Below are 21,424 nucleotides of genomic sequence, written 5' to 3' on the forward strand. Positions count from 1 at the left end.
CGCGGGTGAGGGACAACCGACGTGCCCGGCGCTCCTAGGATGTTCATTCATGACCGAGTGGCTGTTGGTGCTCGGCGGTGTGCTGCTGACCGTCGGCACCGCCGTCTTCGTGGCCGCCGAGTTCTCCCTCGTCGCGCTGGACCGCCCGTCGGTGCAGCGGGCCGTGGAGTCCGGCGACTACGCCGCCGGGTCGGTGCTCACCTCGCTGCGCCAGCTGTCGACCCAGCTGTCCGCGAGCCAGGTCGGCATCACCCTCACGACCCTGGTGCTGGGCTATCTCGTCGAACCCTCGCTGGGTCGGTTGCTGGAGAGTCCGCTCGAGGCGATCGGGGTCGGTGGTACGGCCGCGGTCGCCGCCTCCACGACCCTCGCCCTGGTCATCGCGACGATCTTCTCGATGATCTTCGGCGAGCTGCTGCCGCAGTTCCTCGGCATCTCCGCGCCACTGCCGGTCGCCAAGCTGGTCGCCGGCCCGGTGCGCGTCTTCAGCGTGATCATGCGGCCGTTCATCGTCGTGCTCAACGGCTCCGCCAACCGCGCGCTGCGGGCGATGGGCGTCGAGCCGCAGGAGGAGCTGTCGGCGGCCCGCACGCCGCAGGAGCTGGCGTCGCTCGTGCGGCGCTCGGCCGAGGCGGGCACGATCGAGGCCGGCACCGCCCGGCTCCTGACCCGCTCGCTGAACTTCGGCGAGCGCACCGCCGCCGACGTGATGAGCCCGCGGGTGCGCTGCGTCGCGATCGAGCGCACCGCCAGCGCCGCCGACGTCGTCGCTCTCGCGCGCAGCTCCGGCCACAGCCGCTTCCCCGTGATCGGCGACGGCTGGGACGACGTGAGCGGTGTCGTCCACGTGAAGAAGGCGATCGCGGTCCCGCCCGAGCGGCGCCCGGACGTCCCCGTCACCGCCCTGATGATCCCGCCGGTGGTCGTGCCCGAGACGATCCGGCTCGACCCGCTGCTCCTGCTGCTGCGCAAGGGCGGTTTCCAGCTGGCCGTCGTCATCGACGAGTACTCCGGGACCAGCGGCGTGGTCACCCTCGAGGACGTCATCGAGGAGATCGTCGGAGAGGTCAGCGACGAGCACGACCGCGTCCGCGACACCAGCCGGATGCTGCCCGACGGGTCGTGGACGCTGTCCGGGCTCTGGCGTCCCGACGAGGTGCGCGACCGCATCGGCGCCGACATCCCCGACGGCGCCACCTACGAGACGCTCGGCGGTTTCGTCATGGCCCAGGTCGGGCGCGTCCCGCAGGTCGGTGACGAGGTGACGATCGGGCGCTGGCGACTGCGCGTGGTGTCGATGGACGGCCGCCGGGTCGATCGCGTACGGCTGTGGCCGCTCGTCCCCGACCGGCTCGAGGGCGAGGCGAGCGTCTGATGGCCCTGTGGTTCTCGTTGGTCCTGCTGCTGGGCAACGCCTTCTTCGTGGGTGCCGAGTTCGCGGTCATGGCCGCCCGGCGCTCGCAGATGGAACCCCTTGCGGCACAAGGGAGTCGGCGCGCCAAGCTGGTGCTCGAGGCGCTGGAGAACCTCGCCTCGCTGCTCGCCTGCGCGCAGCTCGGCATCACGGTCTGCTCGGTGCTGCTGGGCGCGGTCGCCGAGTCGGCTCTCGAACACCTCATCGCCGGGCCGATGGAGGCCTCCGGGGTGCCCGAGCCGGTGATCAAGGTCGCCGCGCTCGTGATCGCGCTGCTGATCGTCGTCTACCTGCACGTGGTCGTCGGCGAGATGATCCCCAAGAACCTGGCGATCGCGGGGCCGGAGCGGTCGGCCCTGCTGCTGGCGCCGCCGCTGCTGTGGATCACCAAGGCGCTGCACCCGCTCATCCGGCTGCTCGAGACGATCGCGAAGTGGCTGGTGCGGCGGTTCGGCGTGGAGCCGCAGAGCGAGGTGGCCTCGACCTTCTCGGCCGAGGAGGTGCACATGATCATGCAGGAGAGCCACCGCGAGGGGCTGATCGACCCGGGGGCGCAGGAGCGGATGCTCGGCGCTCTTGAGTTCAGCGACCGGGTCGCGGCCGACGTCGCGGTGCCGATCGGCGACGTGGTCACGCTGGCCGTCGGCTCGACCCCCGCCGACCTGGAGCACCTGGTGGCCAAGCGGGGCTTCTCCCGCTTCCCGGTGACCGACCGGCACGGCGAGGTGGCGGGATATCTGCACCTCAAGGACGTGCTGTACGCCACCGACGAGCTCTACGACGAGCCGGTGCCGCCCAAGCGCATCCGCCCGCTCGCGACCGTCCGGCCCGAGGACGAGGTCGAGGACGCGCTGCTGACCATGCAGCGCCTCGGCTCCCACCTGGCGCGGGTGGTCGACGAGCAGGGCCAGGTGACCGGTGTGGTGTTCCTCGAGGACGTGCTGGAGGAGCTGGTCGGCGAGGTCGCCGACACCACCCAGCGCCCCTGACCCCGGCCGTCGACGACGCAGGGCAGGGGAGCTGCCTCGGCGGGCGGTTCAGGCCTGGTAGGTGCCCATGAGGATCGCGCGGCCGGCGGTCTTGAACGCCAGGTTGAACGACATCACGGCGCCGGAGGTGTCCTCGTCGATGCCGAGCTGGGGCTCGGTGACCGCGTGCACCACGAAGAAGTAGCGGTGCGGCACGTCGCCCTCGGGCGGGGCGGCGCCCATGAACCCGTGCTCGCCGCCGTCGTTGCGCAGCATGAACGCCTCGCCGGGCAGCGTCGACCCGGGCTTGCCGGCGTCGCGGGGAGGGAGGTCGTGTCGGCCGGGAGATCGACGACCATCCAGTGCCAGAAGCCCGAGGGGTCGGCGCGTCGGGGTCGAAGCAGGTGACGACGAAGCTTTGCGTGCCCTCGGGCGCGCCCGACCAGGACAGCTGGGGCGAGACGCTGCCGCCCTCGGCGGACTGCTCGTCGGCGAGCGGCTGACCCTCGGTGACGTCGTCGCTGGTCACGGTGAACGACGGGACCGCGGGGAGCAGGTCGTAGGGGTTGGGTGCCTGGGGCCGTTCGAGTGAGGTCATGTCCGCCATCGTGGCACGCACGGACGGCATGATCGGCGGCATGGGCGAGACGGCAGTGGTGGACGAGGCTGACTTCGAGGAGATCCTCGCGGCGGTGCGCACGTTCGTGCGCGAGCGCGTCGTGCCGCGCGAGCAGGAGATCGCCGACGCCGACGCGATCCCCGCCGACCTGCGCGCCGAGGTCGCCGAGCTGGGGCTGTTCGGCTTCGCCCTGCCCCAGGAGTTCGGTGGGCTCGGGCTCGACCTGGCCCAGGACGTACGCCTGGCCGAGGAGCTCGGCTACACCAGCCTCGCGGTGCGCTCGCTGTTCGGCACCAACAACGGCATCGCGGGGCAGGTGCTGGTGGGCTACGGCACCGACGAGCAGCGCGAGCAGTGGCTCTCGCGGCTGGCGTCGGGCGAGGTGGTCGCGTCGTTCGCGCTGACCGAGCCGGGGGCGGGATCCAACCCGGCAGGCTTGCGCACCAAGGCGATTCGCGACGGCGACGACTGGGTGATCAGCGGCAGCAAGCGGTTCATCACCAACGCCCCGTCGGCCGACCTGTTCGTGGTGTTCGCGCGCACGGCGCCCGCCGAGCCGGGCCGTCCGGGCATCGCGGTCTTCCTCGTGCCGGCCGACGCCGACGGGGTCGAGATCGGCCCGAAGGACGCGAAGATGGGCCAGGCGGGGGCCTGGACGTCCGACGTCAGTCTCACCGACGTACGCCTGCCGCCGGCCGCGCTCGTCGGCGGCGCCGAGGACGTGGGCTACCGCGCGGCCATGACCAGCCTGGCGCGCGGCCGGGTGCACATCGCCGCCGTCGCGGTCGGACAGGCCCAGCGGGCGCTCGACGAGTCGGTGGCCTGGGCGGCGACCACCACCCAGGGCGGCACGCCGATCGGTGAGTTCCAGCTGGTGCAGGCGATGCTCGCCGACATGCAGACCGACGTGCTGGCCGGGCGCGCGCTGGTGCGCGAGGCGGCTCGGCTGTGGGTCAGCGAGGAGGACCGCCGGGTCGCGCCGTCGGCGGCCAAGCTGTTCTGCACCGAGATGGCCGGGCGGGTGGCCGACCTGGCGGTGCAGGTGCACGGCGGCACCGGCTACATGCGCGGCGTGCCGGTGGAGCGCATCTATCGCGACGTGCGTCTGCTGCGCCTCTACGAGGGCACCAGCGAGATCCAGCGGCTGATCGTCGGCGGCGGGCTGGTGCGCGCGGCCCGGGGACGCTGAGCCCGGCCGCCGGGCCGAGGCCTACGGTGGAGGCATGGCCCTCTCCATCGGTGCGCACGTCGAGCAGGAAGACCCCGTCGCCGAGGCGGTCGCGCGCGGCGCGTCGCTCGTGCAGATCTTCCTGGGCGACCCGCAGAGCTACAAGGGCCCGGTCGTGCGCTTCGAGGGTGGCGCGCAGGCGCTGCGGTCGGCGGTCGCCGACGCCGGCATCGACCTGTACGTCCACGCGCCCTACCCGATCAACGTCGCCTCCTTCAACAACCGGATCCGTATCCCCGGGCGCAAGCTGCTGCAGCAGCACCTGACCGCCGCGGCCGAGGTGGGGGCCAAGGGCGTGATCGTGCACGGCGGTCACATCGGCGTCGACGAGGACTCCGCCAAGGGCTTCGACAACTGGCGCAAGTGCATCGACGGTCTCGACATGCCGGTGCCGCTGCTCATCGAGAACACCGCCGGCGGCGACAACGCGATGGCCCGGCGCCTCGAGGCGATCGCCCGGCTGTGGGACGCGATCGGCGAGGCCGAGGGCGGCGACACGGTCGGCTTCTGCCTCGACACCTGCCACGCGCACGCCGGGGGCATTGAGCTCGCGAGCGTGGTGGAGAAGATCCGCGGGATCACCGGTCGCATCGACCTGGTGCACGCCAACGACTCGCGCGACGCGTTCGACTCCGGCGCCGACCGGCACGCCAACTTCGGGTCGGGCGAGATCGACGGCGAGGAGCTGGCCGAGGTGGTGCGCGCCGCCGACGCGCCGGTGGTGTGCGAGACGCCGGGCGGGGCCGAGGGGCAGGGCGCAGACATCGCGTGGTTGCGCGAACGGGTCTGACGACCAGACATGAGTGAGGCGGACAGGGATGCCTGTCCGCCTCGCGCGCATTCGTGATGGTGTCGTCCGGTCGACGTCGGTGCCCCCTGCAGGATTCGAACCTGCGCACCCGCCTCCGGAGGGCGGTGCTCTATCCCCTGAGCTAAGGGGGCGCGAGGAGAAACTCTAACAGCGCGCGGACGGTGCTCCGAACCGGCCGGTCGCGCCCGACGGCGTCCGGCACGATGAGGCCATGACCACCGAGACCCCGGGCGCGCCGGAGGGGTTCGTGCCCGCCGAGGTCGCCTGATGCGCAACGAGGTTCACGACCCGCAACCGGCCGAGGACCTGCGCCGGGCGGTCGAGGCGCGGCTCGCGGTGCCGGCCGAGCGCGAGCTGTGGCTGACCCGCGACAGCCGGCCGACGACGTACGGCGGGCTGGTGGGTCGTGCGGGGGAGCCGACGGCGCGGTGGGTGCTGCTGCGCTCCTCCGACGGGCGGCAGCTCGACGTCGCGTGGCGCGACCTGCCGACGCAGACCCTGCGCAACCCGGCGTTCGCGGTGGTGCTGGCGCACGCCCGGCTGGTGGCGGGGGTCCAGGTCGTGGGCCTCGAGCGCCCGCTGGACCGGGCGGACAGCGCCTGGGGTGCGGCCGCGCGCACCGGCCGCACCCGCATCCTCGCGACCGCGGTCGAGGCGGTGGCGGCGGTGGTGCTGGCGGCCCCGGCCGTACCACGAGCTGGTCTGCTGCCGGAGGATCACGAGCGGGCCCGTATCGTGCTGGCGTCCGCACTCCGCCTCGCGGGCATGCCAGCCCCGACCCACGTGTAGAGGAGCCCACGTGAGCGTCCCCGACGTCGACGCGCTCCCCGCGCACGTCTGGCCCGGCAGCGCCCGGCGGCTGCCCGACGGGTCGATCGAGATCGGGGGTGTGAGCCTGCGCCGCCTCGCCGAGGAGGTCGGCACCCCGGTCTACGTGCTCGACGAGTCCGACGTACGCCGTCGCGCAGCGGACTTCCGGGTCGCCTTCGGCGAGGCCTTCGCCGCGATCGGCGCGACCTGCGACGTCTACTACGCCGGCAAGGCGTTCCTCAGCACCGCGTTCGCGCGGTGGATGCACGAGGAGGGGTTGCGGCTGGACGTCTGCTCCGGCGGCGAGCTGGCCGTGGCCGAGCGTGCCGGCTTCCCGGGCGAGCTGATCGGGATGCACGGCAACAACAAGTCCGTCGCCGAGATCGAGGCGGCCGTGGCCTACGGCGTCGGCCGGATCGTCGTCGACTCCTTCGAGGAGATCGAGCGCATCACGGACGCCGCGCGCCGGCACGGGGTGGTGGTGCCGGTGATGCTGCGGGTCAAGACCGGCGTCGAGGCGCACACGCACGAGTTCATCGCGACCGCGCACGAGGACCAGAAGTTCGGCTTCAGCCTCGACCAGGGACAGGTCGCGCAGGCAACGCAACAGGTGCTCGACCGCCCGGATGCGTTGCGGCTGTTGGGTTTTCACTCGCACATCGGCAGTCAGATCTTCGAGACCGACGGCTTCGCCGAGGCGGCTCGGCGACTGGTGAGCCTGCAGCTGCAGGTCGCGCGCGAGCACGGCACGACGCTGCCCGAGCTCGACCTCGGCGGCGGCTTCGGCATCGCCTACCTCGCCGGTGACACCCCGCTGCCGGTGCGCGAGATGGCCGAGGGGCTGGCCGAGATCGTGCGGGCGGCGTGCGCCGACGCCGGCACCCCGGTTCCCCGCATCTCCGTCGAGCCGGGCCGGGCCATCGTCGGCCCCGCCGGGGTGACGCTCTACGAGGTCGGCTCGGTGAAGCCGGTGCAGGCGACCGACCAGCTGGTGCGCACCTATGTCTCCGTCGACGGCGGCATGAGCGACAACCCGCGCCCGGTGCTCTACGACGCCGACTACACCTGCGCGCTCGCGGGCCGCAGCAGCGGCGCCCCGCCGGTGCTGGCGCGGGTGGTCGGCAAGCACTGCGAGAGCGGTGACATCGTCGTGCGCGACGTCGAGCTGGCCGGTGACGTGCAGGCGGGTGACCTGCTGGCCGTCCCCGCGACCGGCGCCTACTGCCGCAGCCTGTCGAGCACGTACAACCACGTGCCGCGCCCCCGGTCGTCGCCGTCCGCGACGGTCAGGTCCGCACCTTGATCCGCCGCGAGACGATCGCGGACATCCTTGCGCTGGAAGGGGATTCGTGAGCGAGTCCAACGCAACCACCGAGCCGCTGAGGGTGGCGCTGCTCGGGTGCGGCACGGTCGGGTCGAGCGTGGCCCGGCGACTGGTCGAGCACCCCGAGGAGTTCTCCGCGCGCGTCGGCCGGCCGCTGGAGCTGGTGGGGGTCGCGGTGCGTGACCTCGACAAGCCGCGCGACGAGGCGGGCCTGGACCGCTCGCTGCTCACGACCGACGCCGAGGGTCTGGTGACACGGGCCGACCTGGTGATCGAGCTGATCGGCGGCATCGAGCCGGCGCGCTCGCTGATCCTGTCGGCGTTCGAGCACGGTGCCAGCGTGGTGACCGGCAACAAGGCGCTGCTCGGCGAGGACGGCCCGCGCCTCTACGAGGCGGCGTCGGAGGCGGGCGTCGACCTGCACTTCGAGGCGGCGGTCGCCGGTGCGATCCCGCTCATCCGGCCGATGCGCGAGTCGCTCGCGGGCGACCAGGTGCGCCGTGTCATGGGCATCGTGAACGGCACCACCAACTTCATCCTCGACAAGATGGACCGCACCGGCGCCGACCTGGCCGACGTGCTCGCCGAGGCCCAGCAGCTCGGTTATGCCGAGGCCGACCCGACCGCCGACGTCGAGGGCCACGACGCCCAGGCCAAGGCGGCGATCCTGGCCTCGCTGGCCTTCCACACCCGGGTCGCGACGTCCGACGTCAGCTGCGAGGGCATCACCGCGATCACGTCCGACGACATCCGCACGGTGCGCCGGATGGGTTGTGTGCTCAAGCTTCTCGCGATCTGCGAGCGGGTCGAGCGTCCCGACGGGACCGCCGGCGTGAGCGCCCGGGTGCACCCCACGATCGTGCCGCGGTCGCACCCGCTCGCGTCGGTGCGCGAGGCGTTCAACGCCGTCTTCGTCGAGACCGAGCTGGCCGGCGAGCTGATGTTCTACGGCCCCGGCGCCGGCGCCGACCCGACCGCATCGGCGGTGCTGGGTGACCTGGTCCAGGCGGCCCGGCACCGGGTGACCGGCGCGCGCGGGCCGGGCGAGTCGGCGTACGCCCAGCTGCCGGTCGTGCCGCTCGGCGACGTGCGCACGCGCTACGCGATCCGCGTGGACGTCGAGGACCAGCCCGGCGTGCTCGCCCGGGTGGCAACGGTTTTCGGCGACACGGGCGTGTCGATCGAGTCGATGATCCAGGGCATCCGCCGCAGCGACGACGGGCTGGCGCCGCTCACGATCGCGACGCACGAGGCCGCGGAGGGGCGGCTCGCCGAGACGGTCGAGCGGCTGCGCGGGTTGGACGAGGTCGGCACCGTGTCGTCGGTGCTGCGCATGGAAGGACTGTGACGATGGCGCACCAGTGGCGCGGAGTGATCCGCGAGTACGCCGACCGGCTGCCGATGCTCGACGGAGCGCCGGTCATCACGCTGCACGAGGGCGGCACGCCGCTGATCCCGGCCGAGAAGCTCAGCGAGCGGGTCGGCGCCGAGGTGTTCCTGAAGTTCGAGGGGCTCAACCCCACCGGCTCGTTCAAGGACCGCGGCATGACCGCCGCGATCTCGATGGCCGCCAAGGCGGGCGCCAAGGCCGTGGTCTGCGCGAGCACGGGGAACACGTCGGCGTCCGCGGCGGCGTACGCCACCAAGGCCGGCATGACCTGCGCGGTGCTGGTGCCCGACGGCAAGATCGCGATGGGCAAGCTCAGCCAGGCGATCGCCCACGGCGCGACGCTGCTGCAGGTCGACGGCAACTTCGACGACTGCCTCACCGTCGCCCGCAAGCTGGCCGAGGCCTATCCGGTCGAGCTGGTGAACTCGGTCAACCCGGCCCGCATCGAGGGACAGAAGACGGCGGCGTTCGAGGTGGCCGACGCGCTCGGCGACGCCCCCGACATCCACTGCCTGCCGGTCGGCAACGCCGGCAACATCACGGCCTACTGGAAGGGCTACCGCGAGGCGGTCGAGCCCTCGCGCAGCGGGGCGCCGGCGCTGGCCACGCGGACCCCGCGCATGTGGGGGTTCCAGGCCGAGGGCGCGGCGCCGATCGTGCTCGGCCACCCGGTCGACGACCCCGACACGGTCGCCACCGCGATCCGCATCGGCAACCCCGCGTCGTGGAAGCAGGCCGAGGCCGCCCGCGACGAGTCCGGCGGCGTCATCGACAAGGTCTCCGACGAACAGATCCTCGAGGCGCACCGGCTGATCTCCAGCAGCGAGGGCGTGTTCGTCGAACCGGGCTCGGCCGCGAGCGTCGCCGGCCTGCTCCAGCAGCACGAGCGCGGCGAGGTGCCCGCGGGCGCGCGCATCGTGTGCACCGTGACCGGGCACGGGCTGAAGGACCCGGCCTGGGCGCTGAAGCTGGCCGACGGCTCGGAGGTGGTGCCGACCCAGATCCCGGTCGACGCGATGACCGCCGCCGTCGAGCTGGGCCTGGAGGGATGAGCGGCGAGCTGCGCCCGGTCCCGACCGGGCAGCGCGTCGCGCTCCAGGTGCCCGCGAGCTCGGCCAACCTGGGCCCCGGCTTCGACTCGGTCGGGCTCGCCCTCGACCTGTGGGACGACGTCGAGGTCGAGGTCACCGGCGACCGGCTCGTCATCGAGTGCGAGGGGAGGGTGCCGACCAGGTGCCGCGCGACGCCTCGCACCTGGTGCACCGGTCGATGTCGGTCATGTGGCGCAGCCTCGGGTTCGCGACGCCACGCGGCCTGAAACTGTTGTCGCGCAACAGGATTCCGCACTCTCGCGGGTTGGGTTCGTCCGCCGCGGCGATCGTCGTGGGGGTGGCCGCGGCCGCCGCCACGGTCGGTGTCGACGTCTCCTCCGACGAGGGCCGCCGGCAGATCGGCGACGTCGCCGGAGACCTCGAGGGGCACCCCGACAACTCCTCGGCGAGCGTGTACGGCGGGCTCACCGTCTCGTGGGCGACGGACTCCGACTCCGGCTGGAGCACGGCGCGCCCCGCGCTGCACCCCGACGTCGCGCCGGTGGCGTTCGTGCCCGCCAGCACCCTCGCCACCGACAAGGCCCGGGCGGCGCTGCCGACGCAGGTGGGCCACGGCGACGCCGCACGCAACTCGGGCCGCGCGGCGCTGCTCGTGCACGCGCTGACCCAGGACCCGGCATTCCTGCTGCCCGCGACCCGCGACTGGCTGCACCAGCAGCAGCGGCGATCGGCGTACGTCGAGACGATGCGGCTGGTTGACCGGCTGCGCGCGGCCGGCCACGCGGCCACCGTCTCCGGGGCCGGACCGACCGTGCTCGTGCTCGCGACGCAGCAGACGCGCGCGCAGGTGCTCGCCGCGGTGGGGGAGGGCGCCGGCTGGCGGGCGCTCGCCGGCCCGGTGCCCGACACCGGCGTGAGGGTTGTTTCGCGGCCGTGAGGGCTTCGGTGTAGATTGAAGGTGCATCGAGGCCATCGGCGGTTCAACGCCGGGAGCCGCACCCGTTGAGCGGGTGGATGCGATCTCATCTCACGAGGGCGCACCGCCGACGCATGTCGGCACAGCGCCGTGAGTCTGGCGGCCGGGATCTGACCCGGCCGATGCAGCACCCCAAACCGTGCCCCGCAGAGGGCGCCAGACGAGGGGAAGGAACCTTCGTGACAGAAACCACCGATCTCGCCGCGCAGTCTGCGGGTGAGTCGAAGCCCCGTGGCAGCCTCAGCGCGATGAAGCTCGACGAGCTCAAGCGCCTGGCCGCCGGGATGGGCATCACCGGCACGTCGAAGATGCGCAAGAGCGACCTGATCGCCGCCATCAACGGCGACCGCTCGGGCGGTTCGCGCCCCGCGCCGACCGTGTCCGGCGGAGCCGGCAGCACCGACCAGGCGAGCGGCCAGACCCCGGCCGAGGGGCGTACGTCCGACGCCGGGTCCGCCGCGTCCGACCGGGCCGGCGACTCCTCGGGCCAGCAGCCCGCGCGCCGCTCGCGCCGCGCTGCCAGCGCCCCCACGGCTCCGGCCGAGCGCTCGCAGGGCCAGGCCCGCGAGGCCGGCGACGGCGACCGCGACGCGCAGCGCGAGGGCCGCGACGACCAGGGGCAGCAGGCCCGCGCCGACCGGCAGCAGGGCGACCGTCAGTCCGACGGCGGCCAGCAGGACGAGCGCCAGCAGGACGACCGCCAGGGTGACCGGCAGCGTCGCCAGGGCGACCGTGACAACCGCCGCGACGACAACCGTCGCGACGACAACCGTCGTGACGACAAGCAGCGCGGCGACCGTGAGCAGGGTGACCGCCAGCAGGGCGGCAACCAGGGCGGCCGCGAGAACCGTCGCGACGACAACCGCCGTGACGACAAGCAGCGCGACGACCGCCAGCAGGGCGGCAACCAGGGCGGCGGCAACCGCGACCAGCAGGGCGGCGGCAACCGTCGCGACGACAACCGTGACGACGACCGCGGCGACCGCCGTGGCCGGCGCCGTCAGCGTGGCCGAGACCGCAAGCGCGGCCGCGGTCGTGGCGACGACTTCGGCGAGGTCGACACCCAGGTGCGCGAGGACGACGTCCTCGTGCCGGTGGCCGGCATCCTCGACGTGCTCGACAACTACGGCTTCGTGCGCACCAGCGGCTTCCTGCCCGGTCCGGGCGACGTCTACGTCCCGATGGGCATGGTCAAGAAGAACGGCATGCGCAAGGGCGACGCCGTCACCGGCAAGATCCGGGCGCTGCGCGAGGGCGAGCAGCCCCCGGCGCGGCAGAAGTTCAACGCGCTGGTGCAGGTCGACACCGTCAACGGCGGCTCGCCCGAGCAGGCCGGCAACCGGGTCGAGTTCGGCAAGCTGACCCCGCTCTACCCGCAGGAGCGGCTGCGCCTGGAGGACGACCAGAAGAACATCACCAACCGGGTCATCGACCTGGTGGCGCCGATCGGCAAGGGACAGCGCGGTCTGATCGTCGCGCCGGCCAAGGCCGGCAAGACCCTGGTGATGCAGTCGATCGCCAACGCGATCACCACCAACAACCCCGAGTGCCACCTGATGGTCGTGCTCGTCGACGAGCGTCCCGAGGAGGTCACCGACTTCCAGCGCTCGGTCAAGGGCGAGGTCATCGCCTCGACGTTCGACCGTCCGGCCTCCGACCACACCGAGGTCGCCGAGCTGGCCATCGAGCGCGCCAAGCGGCTGGTCGAGATGGGCATGGACGTCGTCGTCCTGCTCGACGGCATCACCCGCCTGGGCCGTGCGTACAACCTCGCCGCGCCCGCGAGCGGTCGCATCATGTCCGGTGGTGTGGACTCCGCGGCGCTGTACCCGCCGAAGAAGTTCTTCGGTGCCGCCCGCAACATCGAGAACGGTGGCTCGCTCACCATCCTCGCCACGGCGCTCATCGAGTCCGGGTCGAAGATGGACGAGGTCATCTTCGAGGAGTTCAAGGGCACCGGAAACTGGGAGCTGCGCCTGTCGCGTCAGCTCGCGGAGCGCCGCATCTTCCCGGCGGTGGACGTCAACCAGTCCTCCACCCGCCGCGAGGAGATCCTGCTCGGCCAGGACGAGCTGAAGATCATGTGGAAGCTGCGCCGGGTGCTCGCCGCGCTCGACCAGCAGCAGGGCATCGAGCTGCTGCTCGACCGGCTGAAGAAGACCAAGAGCAACGTCGAGTTCCTGATGCAGGTGCAGCAGACCTCCTCGATCAAGCTCGACGACGAGGACGACTGAGCCCTCGCTCGGATCTCGCACGACGGGTGTGGCCCGCGACGACGGAATGTCGTTGCGGGCCACACCCGTCTCGGTCGTCGCCTCGGGGCGGCGCGCTGCCGGTCAGCCGAGACGGACCTCGGCGGCGCGGACGTAGGCGAGCCGGTGACCGAGGCTGATCTGGTAGTAGCGGTCCTTCCCGACGATGTCGACGTGGTCGTTCGGGGTGTCCAGGGAGAACGTCTTGGCCTTGTAGTAGTCGGTCACGGGTGACTCGTCGGTGACGACGTAGGCCTGCCCCGCGGGGATCGAGTAGATCAGCGGGCTCACCGGCTGCACGTCGGCGGGGTCGGCGTACGCCTCGGGCTCGGGGTAGCACCGGCCGTACGTCTTCGCGGACTCCCCGCTGGCCGTGATCACCCGCCGGCGCCCGGCCACCGGCCGCGCGGTCGGCGCGCTCGCGGGGTTGCGGAACCAGCCCTTGACCCCGAGGTACCAGATCGCGGTCCAGTCACCGTCGACCTCGGCCACCACGAAGTCGAGGCCGGCCGTGGCGCGCGCACTGTGGTCGCTGACGTACGTCGTCGCGGGCTGCCCTGCTGGTGCAGCCCGATGTCGTTCACCAGCGCGGCGTCCTCGCGCGGGGCGACCCGCAGCGTGACGAAGTTGGTGTCCTTGTCGCCGCAGGTGTCACCCGCACCGGCGCACCCGGTCACCGGCTGCTTGTTGCCGACGAAGCCGGGCAGGATGCGCACCACGTCGCCCGCGCGCACCCGGCGGCCGAGCGTGGCGCGGTCGAGCGGGGAGCCGATCAGGTCGAAGTAGTGCTCCCAGTCCCAGAACGGGCCCGGGTCCCAGTGCATCCCGGGGATCGTCGGGGTCGTGGTGCCGGGCACCTGGTCGTGGCCGATGATGTGCGCGCGGTCCTTGGGGATGGCGTACTTGTCGCACAGGTAGCGCACCAGCCGGGCCGACGTGCGATACATCGGCTCGGAGAACCACGGGGCGCCCTCGGCGGCGTAGCCCTCGTGCTCGAGCCCGATCGAGTGGGAGTTGACGTACCAGTTGCCGGCGTGCCAGCCGACGTCCTTGGGCAGCAGGTGCTGGGCGATGTGGCCGTCGCTGGAGCGCAGGGTGTACTGCCAGGAGACGTAGGTCGGGTCGCTCACCAGGTCGAGGGCGACGTCGTAGGGGCACTCCGTGTCGTGGATGACGACGTAGTCGATCGTCGGCGACTTCGGCCGGAAGGCCAGGTCGTGGTTGCCGTAGTCGCCGGGGTCGGGGCCGAACTGCTCGTACGGCGCCGGCAGCCACTCGACGTCGAGGCCGCGCGGCGCGTCGATCTGCGGTGCGCGCGGGTCGAGCTTGCGGGCGGCGTCGGCCCGGTCGCGCAGGGCGACGCGTTGCTCGCCGGGGAGCCGACCGCGCGGCGCGCGGTCGCGAGCCGGGTGCCGTCGGGCAGGGTGAGCGCGGCGCCGCTGCGCACGGCGGCGAGCGCGGCGTCGGCGAGGTCGAGCTGGGCCTGGGCGGAGGTGAGGCCGCTGGTGGCGGCGACCGCGGCGTACCAGCTCGCGGGGTCGGTGGACCCGCCGGTGGGCCGGCCGAGGGCGCGCTGCTGCTCGGCGATGATCGCGGCGGCGCCGCGCACGTTGGCGGCGGGGTCGGTGCGCAGCTGCTCCTTGCCGAGCCCGGTGGCGCGGGCGGCGTCGCCGAGGGTGTCGAGCACCGCCGGGGCGGGCTTGTCGGCGCGGGCGTGGGCGCGCCGGGCGGCGTCGCCGTCGACGAGGTGCATCGGCCCGTAACCCTGCGAGGCGCTGGGCCGTCCGTCGTGGTCCTGCCAGCGCGTCTGGGCGTAGGAGACACCCGCGAGCAGCGCCACCGGCAGGCCGTACGCCCTCGCCGCCTCGGTGAAGACCGCGTGCTGGTCGACGCGCACCAGCGCTCGGGCCGGCCCGGCCAGCAGGGCGGTCGCCGGCACGGCGGCGCCGGCCAGCAGGAAGTGTCGCCGCGAGAGTGCGGGGCGGCGCGTGGGCTTCGGTTCGGTGCCGGTCATGAAGGCCTCCTCGGTGAGCCGGTCATCTCGGCACCCTGCCACTGCGCACACCCGCGTGGGGGTTGTCGCGCGAGACTCCCGCCAGCCGCAGCGACCCGGAGGATCAGCGGGGCGGCCCGGCGGCGACCCGGCGGCGCAGCTCCTCGACCCCGGCGGGGGTGCCGGGCACGTCCCACCACGACTCCACCCACCAGGTCGCACCCGCCTCGGCCCAGCCGGACGGGTCGTGGGTGTCGCCGAAGTCACCGTGGCTGTCGCCCTCGACGACGACGTCGTAGCCCTCCCACGGCAGCCCGTCCGCCTCGCGCAGCGCCCGCACCCGGTCGACGATCTCGCGCAGGGCGGCGGGGTCGAGGTTGCTGTGGCCCGGCTCGGCGTCACCGCCGACGACCGCGGGGAAGATGCCCTGCCAGCGGGCGGCGCGCTCGAGCGAGGGCTGCCGCTCGCGACCGCGCACCAGCGCCCCGACCGCCCAGACCGGCGGGTGGGGCCGCTGCGCGGTGGGTGGTGGACCGCCCGGCTCGAGCTCGCCGGTGAGGTCGAGCCGGTAGTGCGCACCGGTGTGCGAGAACTTCTCGCCGGCCGACAGCCGCGACCAGATCGCCAGGCACTCGTCGAGCAGCTCGGCCCGCTCCTTGCGCGGCGTCTCGCCCTCGAACGCGGTCCAGTTGGAGTTGAGCGCCCCCAGCCCGACCCCGAGCGTGACCCGCCCGCCGGAGAGCCGGTCGACCGACCCGGTCAGCGCCGCGAGGTCCCACGGGCGGTAGCGCGCGGCCGGCGTGACCACCGTGCCGAGCCGGATGCGCTCGGTCGCCACCGCGGCCGCGCCCAGCTGCACCCAGGCGTCCTGCCGCCACACCCTCCCAGCTGAGCACCGCGTCCCACCCGGCCTGCTCGCCCAGCCGGGCCAGCTCGACGAACTCGGTCTCGCTGGCGAACGGCACCACGAATCCATGTCTCATGCCCGGACGCTATGCCCGGCCACCGACAGCCCGCTCGATCCTGGGGGAGATGGGCGCCGCAGCCCTGGCGCAGCCGGGAATGTCCGGCGCCGGACGCTCGTTTAGGCGTACGTCTGCCGCTCTGGCAGACTTGACCGCTGGTCACCGGTTCACGTCTGGCACAAGCCGGGCGACCCGGAGACGTCGACAGCAAGGAGACCCCCGTGAAGAAGGACCTTCACCCCACGTACGCCGAGACCACGGTGACCTGCACCTGTGGCGCGACGTTCACCACCCGCAGCACTGCCGAGAGCGGCCGCATCCACGCCGAGGTCTGCTCCCAGTGCCACCCGTTCTACACCGGCAAGCAGAAGATCCTCGACACCGGTGGTCGGGTCGCTCGCTTCCAGGAGCGCTACGGCAAGAAGGCCGCCAAGTAGCTCCCGCGCACGCCGGTCTCGCCCTCGACGGGCGGGGCCGGCGTTCGTCGTCTCCTGACCCGCCCACGCCCGTACGCCTCGGGCCCCTCGTGAAAGGACCGGCGCCGTGCTGGAGTCTGCCGAGTCCGTCGTCGCGGAGTACGCCGACCTCGAGCGAGCGCTCGCCGACCCGGCGGTGCACGCCGACCCAGCGGCTCTGCGCCGGCTGAACAAGCGCTATGCCGCGCTCGGGCCCACGGTGACCGCCTTCCGCACCTGGCGCGCCGCGCAGGACGACCTGGCCGCGGCCCGCGAGCTCGCGAGCGAGGACGCGTCGTTCGCCGCCGAGGTGCCGGCGCTGGAGCAGGCCGAGCACGACGCGGCCGAGCGGCTGCGCACCCTGCTGCTGCCCCGCGACGAGGACGACGACCGCGACGTGCTGCTGGAGGTCAAGGCGGGGGCCGGGGGCGCCGAGGCGGCGCTGTTCGCCTCCGACCTGGTGCGGATGTACCTGCGCCACGCCGAGCGCGCGGGGTGGCGGGCCGAGATCGTCGACGCGACCGAGTCCGACCTGGGCGGCTACACCGACGTGCGGCTGTCGGTGCAGGCCAAGGGCACGCCCGAGCCGGGCACTGCGCCGTGGGCGCGGCTGAAGTACGAGGGCGGGGTGCACCGGGTGCAGCGGGTGCCGGTCACCGAGTCGCAGGGGCGCATCCACACCTCCGCCGCCGCGGTGCTGGTCACGCCCGACCTCGAGGACGCCGAGGACGACGTCGTCGAGCTGGCCCCGAACGACCTGAAGATCGACGTCTACCGCAGCTCCGGGCCCGGTGGTCAGTCGGTCAACACCACCGACTCGGCCGTGCGCATCACCCACCTGCCCACCGGCGTGGTCGTCAGCTGCCAGAACGAGAAGTCGCAGCTGCAGAACAAGGAGTCGGCGCTGCGCGTGCTGCGGGCGCGGCTGCGGCAGATGCAGATCGACGAGCGCGAGGCGCAGGCCGCCGAGGCGCGCCGCTCGCAGGTGCGCACCATGGACCGCAGCGAGCGGATCCGCACCTACAACTTCCCCGAGAACCGCATCGCCGACCACCGCACGGGCTACAAGGCCTACAACCTCGACGCCGTGCTCGACGGCGACCTGGGCGCGGTGATCGACTCGGCGGTGGCGGCGGACGAGGCAGCGCGGCTGGCGGCGGTCGGCGAGTGAGCGGCGAGGAGCGCGCAGCGCAGGTTGCGGGCGACGAAGGAGCACGCGGCCGGAGCGGAGTGCGACCGAGCGCGACAGAAGGTGTGAGCGGCGAGGAGCGCGCAGCGCAGGTTGCGGGCGACGAAGGAGCACGCGGCCGGAGCGGAGTGCGACCGAGCGCGACAGAAGGTGTGAGCGGCGAGGAGCGCGCAGCGCAGGTTGCGGGCGACGAAGGAGCACGCGGCCGGAGCGGAGTGCGACCGAGCGCGACAGAAGCCGTGAGCGGGGACCCAGCACGCTGGTCGAGTAGCGGCGAGGCGCTAGCCGAGCCGCGTATCGAGACCCCCGCAGCACGATCCGGGCGGTGGCGGGGCGGCTGCGGGCGGCGGGGGTGGCCTCGCCGGAGTCCGACGCCGCGCTGCTGCTGGCGCACGCGTGGGGTCGAGCCGCCGCTGACGTACGTCGGGCTGACCTGCTGGGGGAGACGCCGCCGGAGCCGGTGGTCGAGCGGCTCGAGGGGCTGGTGGCCGCGCGGGTGCAGCGCATCCCGCTGCAGCACCTGACCGGCCGGGCGCCGTTCCGCGACCTGGAGCTGCAGGTGGGGCCGGGGGTGTTCGTGCCGCGCCCGGAGACGGAGATGCTGGTCGACCTCGCGGCGGCGGGGCTGCCGCAGGGTGGCCGCGTCGTCGACCTGTGCACCGGGTCCGGCGCCATCGCGCTGGCGCTCGCGGCCGAACGGCCCGACGCCGTGGTGGCGGCGGTCGAGCTGGACCCGCTGGCGCGCGCCTGGGCCGACCGCAACCGCGCGACGCTGGGGCTCGACCTCGACCTGAGGTCGGGGGCTGCGCAGGACGCCTTCCCCGAGCTGGAGGGTGAGGTGGACGTCGTGGTGAGCAACCCGCCGTACATCCCCGTCGGCATGGAGCCGGTCGACCCGGAGGTGCGCGACCACGACCCGTCGGTGGCGCTCTACGGCGGCAGCGACGACGGGCTGCGCATCCCGCTCGAGGTGGCGGCGCGGGCGAGGGCGCTGCTGCGCCCCGGGGGACTGCTCGTCATGGAGCATGCCGACGTGCAGGGCGCGACCCTGCCGGCTCAGCTCGTGCGGCAGGGCTGGGTCGAGGTGCACGACCACGACGACCTCACCGGCCGTCCCCGGGCGGTCACCGCCCGCGCCCCGCAGGCGTGAGGCGGCCGGGCGTGCGTCACCCAGCCGGGTCCGGCGGACGGCGCTCTCGAGTGGTCACTTGTTGCGGGTGCGAGCCGCGCGGCACCAGCAACGAGTGACCACTCAACCGCCGTGCTGACGTACGTCCTCGCGGACCTGCGGTTGCACGTGCGGCGTGGGGGAGGCGGCCTCGGCCGGGGCCGGGAGCGAGGTCAGCCCCACACCCACCCCGGCGGCGAGCACCGCCACCGCACCCATGACCCGCAGCTGGGCCTTGCGGTCGTCGTTCTTGTTCATCGGTCCACCTCGTGCCATGAGTGACGGACGCTGGAGACCTACTGTGCGCTCCCGCGCTGTCGGAGTGCTGGAGGCGCGCTGCGACCGATCTGTGGGGCTGGGCCCGGCGGGGTCGGCCCGGGCGGCTCACGCCGGGCTGACCACCACGCCCGCGAGGTCCTCGACGATGGCACCGGCCTGGGCGGGGGTGATGAGGGCGCCGCGCAGCGCGCGCAGCCGCGTGACGTCGCACGGACCGAGGTCGGCGCCGCGCAGGTCGGCGCCCTCGAGCTGGGCGTCGGTGAGGTCGGCGTCGCGCAGGTCGCACCCGTCGAAGATCGCCCAGCGCAGGTCGGCGGCCCGCAGCACCGCCTCGGCCAGGCGGCACCCGGTGAGGTCGGCGTGGGGGAGCGGGACGCCGATCAGGTTGGCGGCGAACAGGTTGCAGCGCTCGAGGCGGAACCCGAGGCCGCCCACCCGCTCGAACCGGGCGCCCATCAACCGGCAGCCGGTGAAGACGGTCTCGGCGAGCCGCGCCCCGGTGAGGTCGACGCCGTCCATCGCGCAGTCGACGAAGGCGATCTCGGACAGGTCGGCGTCGCGCAGGCGCAGCTCGCGCAGGTCGCAGCGCACGAACGTCAGCGGCCCGTCCGCGGCGGCCACCGCCTCGAGCACGGCGGCCGGGTCGTCGAACGTCTCGTCCTGGTGCTCCCTGCGCATGCGGTGCAGCATGGCAGCCGCCGCCGACTACGCTCGGGGTCGTTCGCTGATGGACGACGAAGGGGTGGAAGTCATGGGCTTCCTGGACCGACTGTTCGGACGAGACAAGACCGGCCCGAGCCACCAGGCTCCCGGGCCCCAGCCCGGCTGGCAGCAGCCGGCCGGTCAGCCGCCGGCGGGTGGCGCCGTGCCGCCCGGCCAGCAGCCGCCGCCCCCGGGTTACGGCGCCCCGCAGCCGGGTTACGCCGCCCCCAGCCGGGCGCGCCGCAGCCCGGTCAGCAGCAGACCGAGGACGAGCAGGCCGTCCAGCGCTACGAGTACCTCCTGCGCACGGCCCCGCCCGAGAAGCTCGAGCAGGCGCACGAGCAGGCGTTCGCCCAGCTGACGCCGGCCCAGCGCCAGCAGGTCCTGAACAAGCTGGCCCAGGCCAACCCCGACGAGACCCCGCGCGACGACAGCCCGCAGTCCCTCGCGCGCAGCGCGACGCGCATCGAGATGCAGCGCCCGGGCACCCTGCGCAACGCCTTCGGCGGCCCCGGCGGCGGTCAGCTGCGCGGCGGCATGGGCGGCGCCGGTCTCGGCATGGGCGGGCTGCTGCTCGGCACCGTCGCGGCCGCCTTCGTCGGCACCGCGATCGCGAACGAGCTGTTCAACGACATGGACGCCCAGGGCGAGCTGGCCGACGGCGCCGACCCGGGTGCCGAGGGTGGCGACCAGGGCGGCGACGCGGGTGACCCCGGCGCCGACCAGGGCGGCGACCTCGGCGGCGAGGCGGGCGTCGACCAGGGCGGCGACCTCGGCGGCGAGGCGGGCGTCGACCAGGCCGGCGACTTCGGCGGTGGCGACTTCGGTGGCAGTGACTTCGGCGGCGGTGACTTCGGCGGCGGAGACTTCGGTGGCGGTTTCGACGGTGGCTTCTGAGGTGACTCGTTGACCCGGGTCTTCGACTGCAGCGACGAGACGCAGCGCGCCGAGGGGATCGAGGCCGCACGGGCGGCCCTCCTCGAGGGGCGCCTCGTCGTGCTGCCCACCGACACGGTGTACGGCCTCGCCGCCGACGCCTTCGACGTCGCCGGCGTCTCGCTGATCTTCGAGGCCAAGGGGCGCGGGCGCGACATGCCGCCGCCGGTGCTCGTGCCCAACCCGCGCACGGTCGACGGGCTCGCGATGGCGATGCCGTCGTACGCCAAGCGGCTGGTCAAGGAGCTGTGGCCCGGCGCCCTCACCATCGTGGTGCGCTCCCAGCAGTCGCTGTCGTGGGACCTCGGCGACACCAACGGCACCGTCGGGCTGCGGATGCCCGACGACGAGCTGACCCTGACCCTGCTCGCCGAGACGGGGCCGCTCGCGGTCAGCAGCGCCAACCGCACCGGCGAGCCCGCGGCCCGCACCGCGACCGAGGCGGGGTTCATGCTCGGCCCCTACGTCGACGTCTACCTCGACGACGGCGAGCGCTCCGGCGGGGTGCCGTCCACGATCGTCGACTGCACCAAGCCCGACCCCGTCGTGCTGCGCGAGGGGGCGATCAGCATCGAGCGCATCCGCGAGGTGCTCGGCGAGGGCATGCACCTGGTGGTGCCGCCGCGCCCCGAGCCGGCCGCGGCCGAGCCCGGTCCCGACCCGGACGCCCCGGTGCACTCCTCGGCCGACGTGCCCGAGGGGGAGGAGGGCTCGCTCGGCCAGCACTGGCACGACTCCGAGACCGGAGCGACGTACGCCGAGACCGACGCCCAGGCCGACGACGACCCGAACTGGTCCTACGGCGACGACGTGCCGCACGTCGCGCAGCGGCCGGTCCCGCCGCCCGAACCCGCGCACGACCCGCAGTCCCCGACCCCGAACGAACGGTGAGC

At 73.5% G+C, this 21,424-nt stretch carries 21 protein-coding genes, 1 tRNA gene and 2 pseudogenes; 16 read left to right on the forward strand and 8 right to left on the reverse strand.

The features are described 5' to 3' along the window. Window positions 1-49 precede the first annotated feature (49 nt). On the forward strand, window positions 50-1,375 hold the full coding sequence (locus QUE40_RS04210) for a hemolysin family protein (RefSeq protein WP_142004544.1): 1,326 nt from the start codon (window positions 50-52) through the stop codon (window positions 1,373-1,375). Next, the gene (locus QUE40_RS04215; RefSeq protein ID WP_142004545.1) at window positions 1,375-2,403 is read left to right on the forward strand and encodes a hemolysin family protein; all 1,029 of its coding nucleotides are present in this window, start codon (window positions 1,375-1,377) and stop codon (window positions 2,401-2,403) included. Before QUE40_RS04210 ends, QUE40_RS04215 begins: the two co-directional genes overlap by 1 nt. A gap of 48 nt (window positions 2,404-2,451) precedes the next feature. Here QUE40_RS04215 and QUE40_RS04220 read toward each other — a convergent pair. Beyond that, window positions 2,452-2,980, reverse strand: a pseudogene (locus QUE40_RS04220) (YbhB/YbcL family Raf kinase inhibitor-like protein). Between QUE40_RS04220 and QUE40_RS04225 the strand changes: the two are divergent. Both QUE40_RS04225 and QUE40_RS04230 read left to right on the forward strand, forming a co-directional pair. Beyond that, a complete protein-coding gene (locus QUE40_RS04225; RefSeq protein ID WP_236022238.1) occupies window positions 2,979-4,190 on the forward strand; it encodes an acyl-CoA dehydrogenase family protein in 1,212 nt (403 codons plus the stop codon). The pseudogene QUE40_RS04220 and the gene QUE40_RS04225 sit on opposite strands and share 2 nt — an antisense overlap. Before the next feature lie 34 nt (window positions 4,191-4,224). Beyond that, window positions 4,225-5,019, forward strand: a complete 795-nt coding sequence (locus QUE40_RS04230) for a deoxyribonuclease IV (RefSeq protein ID WP_142004547.1) — start codon at window positions 4,225-4,227, stop codon at window positions 5,017-5,019. A gap of 80 nt (window positions 5,020-5,099) precedes the next feature. Here QUE40_RS04230 and QUE40_RS04235 read toward each other — a convergent pair. Then, window positions 5,100-5,171: transfer RNA gene (locus QUE40_RS04235), tRNA-Arg, on the reverse strand. A gap of 136 nt (window positions 5,172-5,307) precedes the next feature. Between QUE40_RS04235 and QUE40_RS04240 the strand changes: the two genes are divergently transcribed. From QUE40_RS04240 to rho, 7 genes and pseudogenes are all read left to right on the forward strand, one after another. Further along, on the forward strand, window positions 5,308-5,829 hold the full coding sequence (locus QUE40_RS04240) for a hypothetical protein (protein ID WP_289232408.1): 522 nt from the start codon (window positions 5,308-5,310) through the stop codon (window positions 5,827-5,829). A 10-nt stretch (window positions 5,830-5,839) separates the two neighbouring features. Next, window positions 5,840-7,203 (forward strand): annotated as a pseudogene (gene lysA / locus QUE40_RS04245) (diaminopimelate decarboxylase). After that, window positions 7,200-8,522, forward strand: coding sequence for a homoserine dehydrogenase (locus tag QUE40_RS04250; protein WP_142004550.1), 1,323 nt, complete (start codon window positions 7,200-7,202; stop codon window positions 8,520-8,522). The pseudogene lysA and the gene QUE40_RS04250 overlap by 4 nt, the downstream one beginning before the upstream one ends. 2 nt (window positions 8,523-8,524) lie before the next feature. Continuing rightward, a complete protein-coding gene (gene thrC, locus QUE40_RS04255) occupies window positions 8,525-9,616 on the forward strand; it encodes a threonine synthase (protein ID WP_142004551.1) in 1,092 nt (363 codons plus the stop codon). After that, window positions 9,613-9,882 (forward strand): hypothetical protein, encoded by a 270-nt coding sequence (locus tag QUE40_RS04260; RefSeq protein WP_289232409.1) that lies wholly within the window; start codon window positions 9,613-9,615, stop codon window positions 9,880-9,882. Before thrC ends, QUE40_RS04260 begins: the two co-directional genes overlap by 4 nt. Then, window positions 9,843-10,553 carry a homoserine kinase gene (locus QUE40_RS04265; RefSeq protein ID WP_433997068.1) on the forward strand — a complete coding sequence of 237 codons (711 nt, stop codon included), beginning with the start codon at window positions 9,843-9,845 and terminating at the stop codon, window positions 10,551-10,553. Before QUE40_RS04260 ends, QUE40_RS04265 begins: the two co-directional genes overlap by 40 nt. Window positions 10,554-10,840: 287 nt before the next feature. Beyond that, window positions 10,841-12,826 carry a transcription termination factor Rho gene (gene rho / locus QUE40_RS04270; RefSeq protein WP_217925254.1) on the forward strand — a complete coding sequence of 662 codons (1,986 nt, stop codon included), beginning with the start codon at window positions 10,841-10,843 and terminating at the stop codon, window positions 12,824-12,826. A 102-nt stretch (window positions 12,827-12,928) separates the two neighbouring features. On the opposite strand, the gene QUE40_RS04275 is transcribed toward rho, so the two are convergent. The 4 genes from QUE40_RS04275 to QUE40_RS04290 form a co-directional block, all read right to left on the reverse strand. After that, window positions 12,929-13,225, reverse strand: a complete 297-nt coding sequence (locus tag QUE40_RS04275) for a hypothetical protein (protein ID WP_289232411.1) — start codon at window positions 13,223-13,225, stop codon at window positions 12,929-12,931. Next, window positions 13,222-13,974 carry an N-acetylmuramoyl-L-alanine amidase gene (locus QUE40_RS04280; RefSeq protein WP_350227068.1) on the reverse strand — a complete coding sequence of 251 codons (753 nt, stop codon included), beginning with the start codon at window positions 13,972-13,974 and terminating at the stop codon, window positions 13,222-13,224. Before QUE40_RS04280 ends, QUE40_RS04275 begins: the two co-directional genes overlap by 4 nt. Beyond that, window positions 13,971-14,858, reverse strand: a complete 888-nt coding sequence (locus tag QUE40_RS04285; RefSeq protein WP_289232412.1) for a hypothetical protein — start codon at window positions 14,856-14,858, stop codon at window positions 13,971-13,973. The genes QUE40_RS04280 and QUE40_RS04285 overlap by 4 nt, the downstream gene beginning before the upstream one ends. A gap of 103 nt (window positions 14,859-14,961) precedes the next feature. Further along, window positions 14,962-15,717 (reverse strand): LLM class flavin-dependent oxidoreductase, encoded by a 756-nt coding sequence (locus tag QUE40_RS04290; RefSeq protein ID WP_289232413.1) that lies wholly within the window; start codon window positions 15,715-15,717, stop codon window positions 14,962-14,964. Between the two features lie 306 nt (window positions 15,718-16,023). On the opposite strand from QUE40_RS04290, the gene rpmE reads away from it, so the two are divergent. The 3 genes from rpmE (at window position 16,024) to prmC (ending at window position 18,596) form a co-directional block, all read left to right on the forward strand. Then, window positions 16,024-16,239 (forward strand): 50S ribosomal protein L31, encoded by a 216-nt coding sequence (rpmE, locus tag QUE40_RS04295; RefSeq protein ID WP_142004556.1) that lies wholly within the window; start codon window positions 16,024-16,026, stop codon window positions 16,237-16,239. 106 nt (window positions 16,240-16,345) lie between these two features. Continuing rightward, the gene (gene prfA / locus QUE40_RS04300; protein ID WP_142004557.1) at window positions 16,346-17,428 is read left to right on the forward strand and encodes a peptide chain release factor 1; all 1,083 of its coding nucleotides are present in this window, start codon (window positions 16,346-16,348) and stop codon (window positions 17,426-17,428) included. 343 nt (window positions 17,429-17,771) lie between these two features. Further along, window positions 17,772-18,596, forward strand: a complete 825-nt coding sequence (gene prmC, locus QUE40_RS04305; protein ID WP_289232414.1) for a peptide chain release factor N(5)-glutamine methyltransferase — start codon at window positions 17,772-17,774, stop codon at window positions 18,594-18,596. A gap of 102 nt (window positions 18,597-18,698) precedes the next feature. Here the strand turns inward: prmC and QUE40_RS04310 are convergent, their stop codons facing one another. Both QUE40_RS04310 and QUE40_RS04315 read right to left on the reverse strand, forming a co-directional pair. Further along, window positions 18,699-18,872, reverse strand: a complete 174-nt coding sequence (locus QUE40_RS04310) for a hypothetical protein (RefSeq protein WP_170206763.1) — start codon at window positions 18,870-18,872, stop codon at window positions 18,699-18,701. Between the two features lie 126 nt (window positions 18,873-18,998). Next, window positions 18,999-19,571 (reverse strand): pentapeptide repeat-containing protein, encoded by a 573-nt coding sequence (locus QUE40_RS04315; protein WP_289232415.1) that lies wholly within the window; start codon window positions 19,569-19,571, stop codon window positions 18,999-19,001. Between QUE40_RS04315 and QUE40_RS04320 the strand changes: the two genes are divergently transcribed. Then, on the forward strand, window positions 19,557-20,492 hold the full coding sequence (locus tag QUE40_RS04320) for a hypothetical protein (protein ID WP_289232416.1): 936 nt from the start codon (window positions 19,557-19,559) through the stop codon (window positions 20,490-20,492). The genes QUE40_RS04315 and QUE40_RS04320 overlap by 15 nt on opposite strands. Before the next feature lie 9 nt (window positions 20,493-20,501). Continuing rightward, window positions 20,502-21,422 (forward strand): L-threonylcarbamoyladenylate synthase, encoded by a 921-nt coding sequence (locus QUE40_RS04325; RefSeq protein WP_289232417.1) that lies wholly within the window; start codon window positions 20,502-20,504, stop codon window positions 21,420-21,422. Window positions 21,423-21,424 lie beyond the last annotated feature (2 nt).

Origin of the sequence: Barrientosiimonas endolithica (assembly GCF_030296655.1) — a bacterium.
Taxonomy (GTDB): Bacteria; Actinomycetota; Actinomycetes; order Actinomycetales; family Dermatophilaceae; genus Barrientosiimonas; species Barrientosiimonas humi.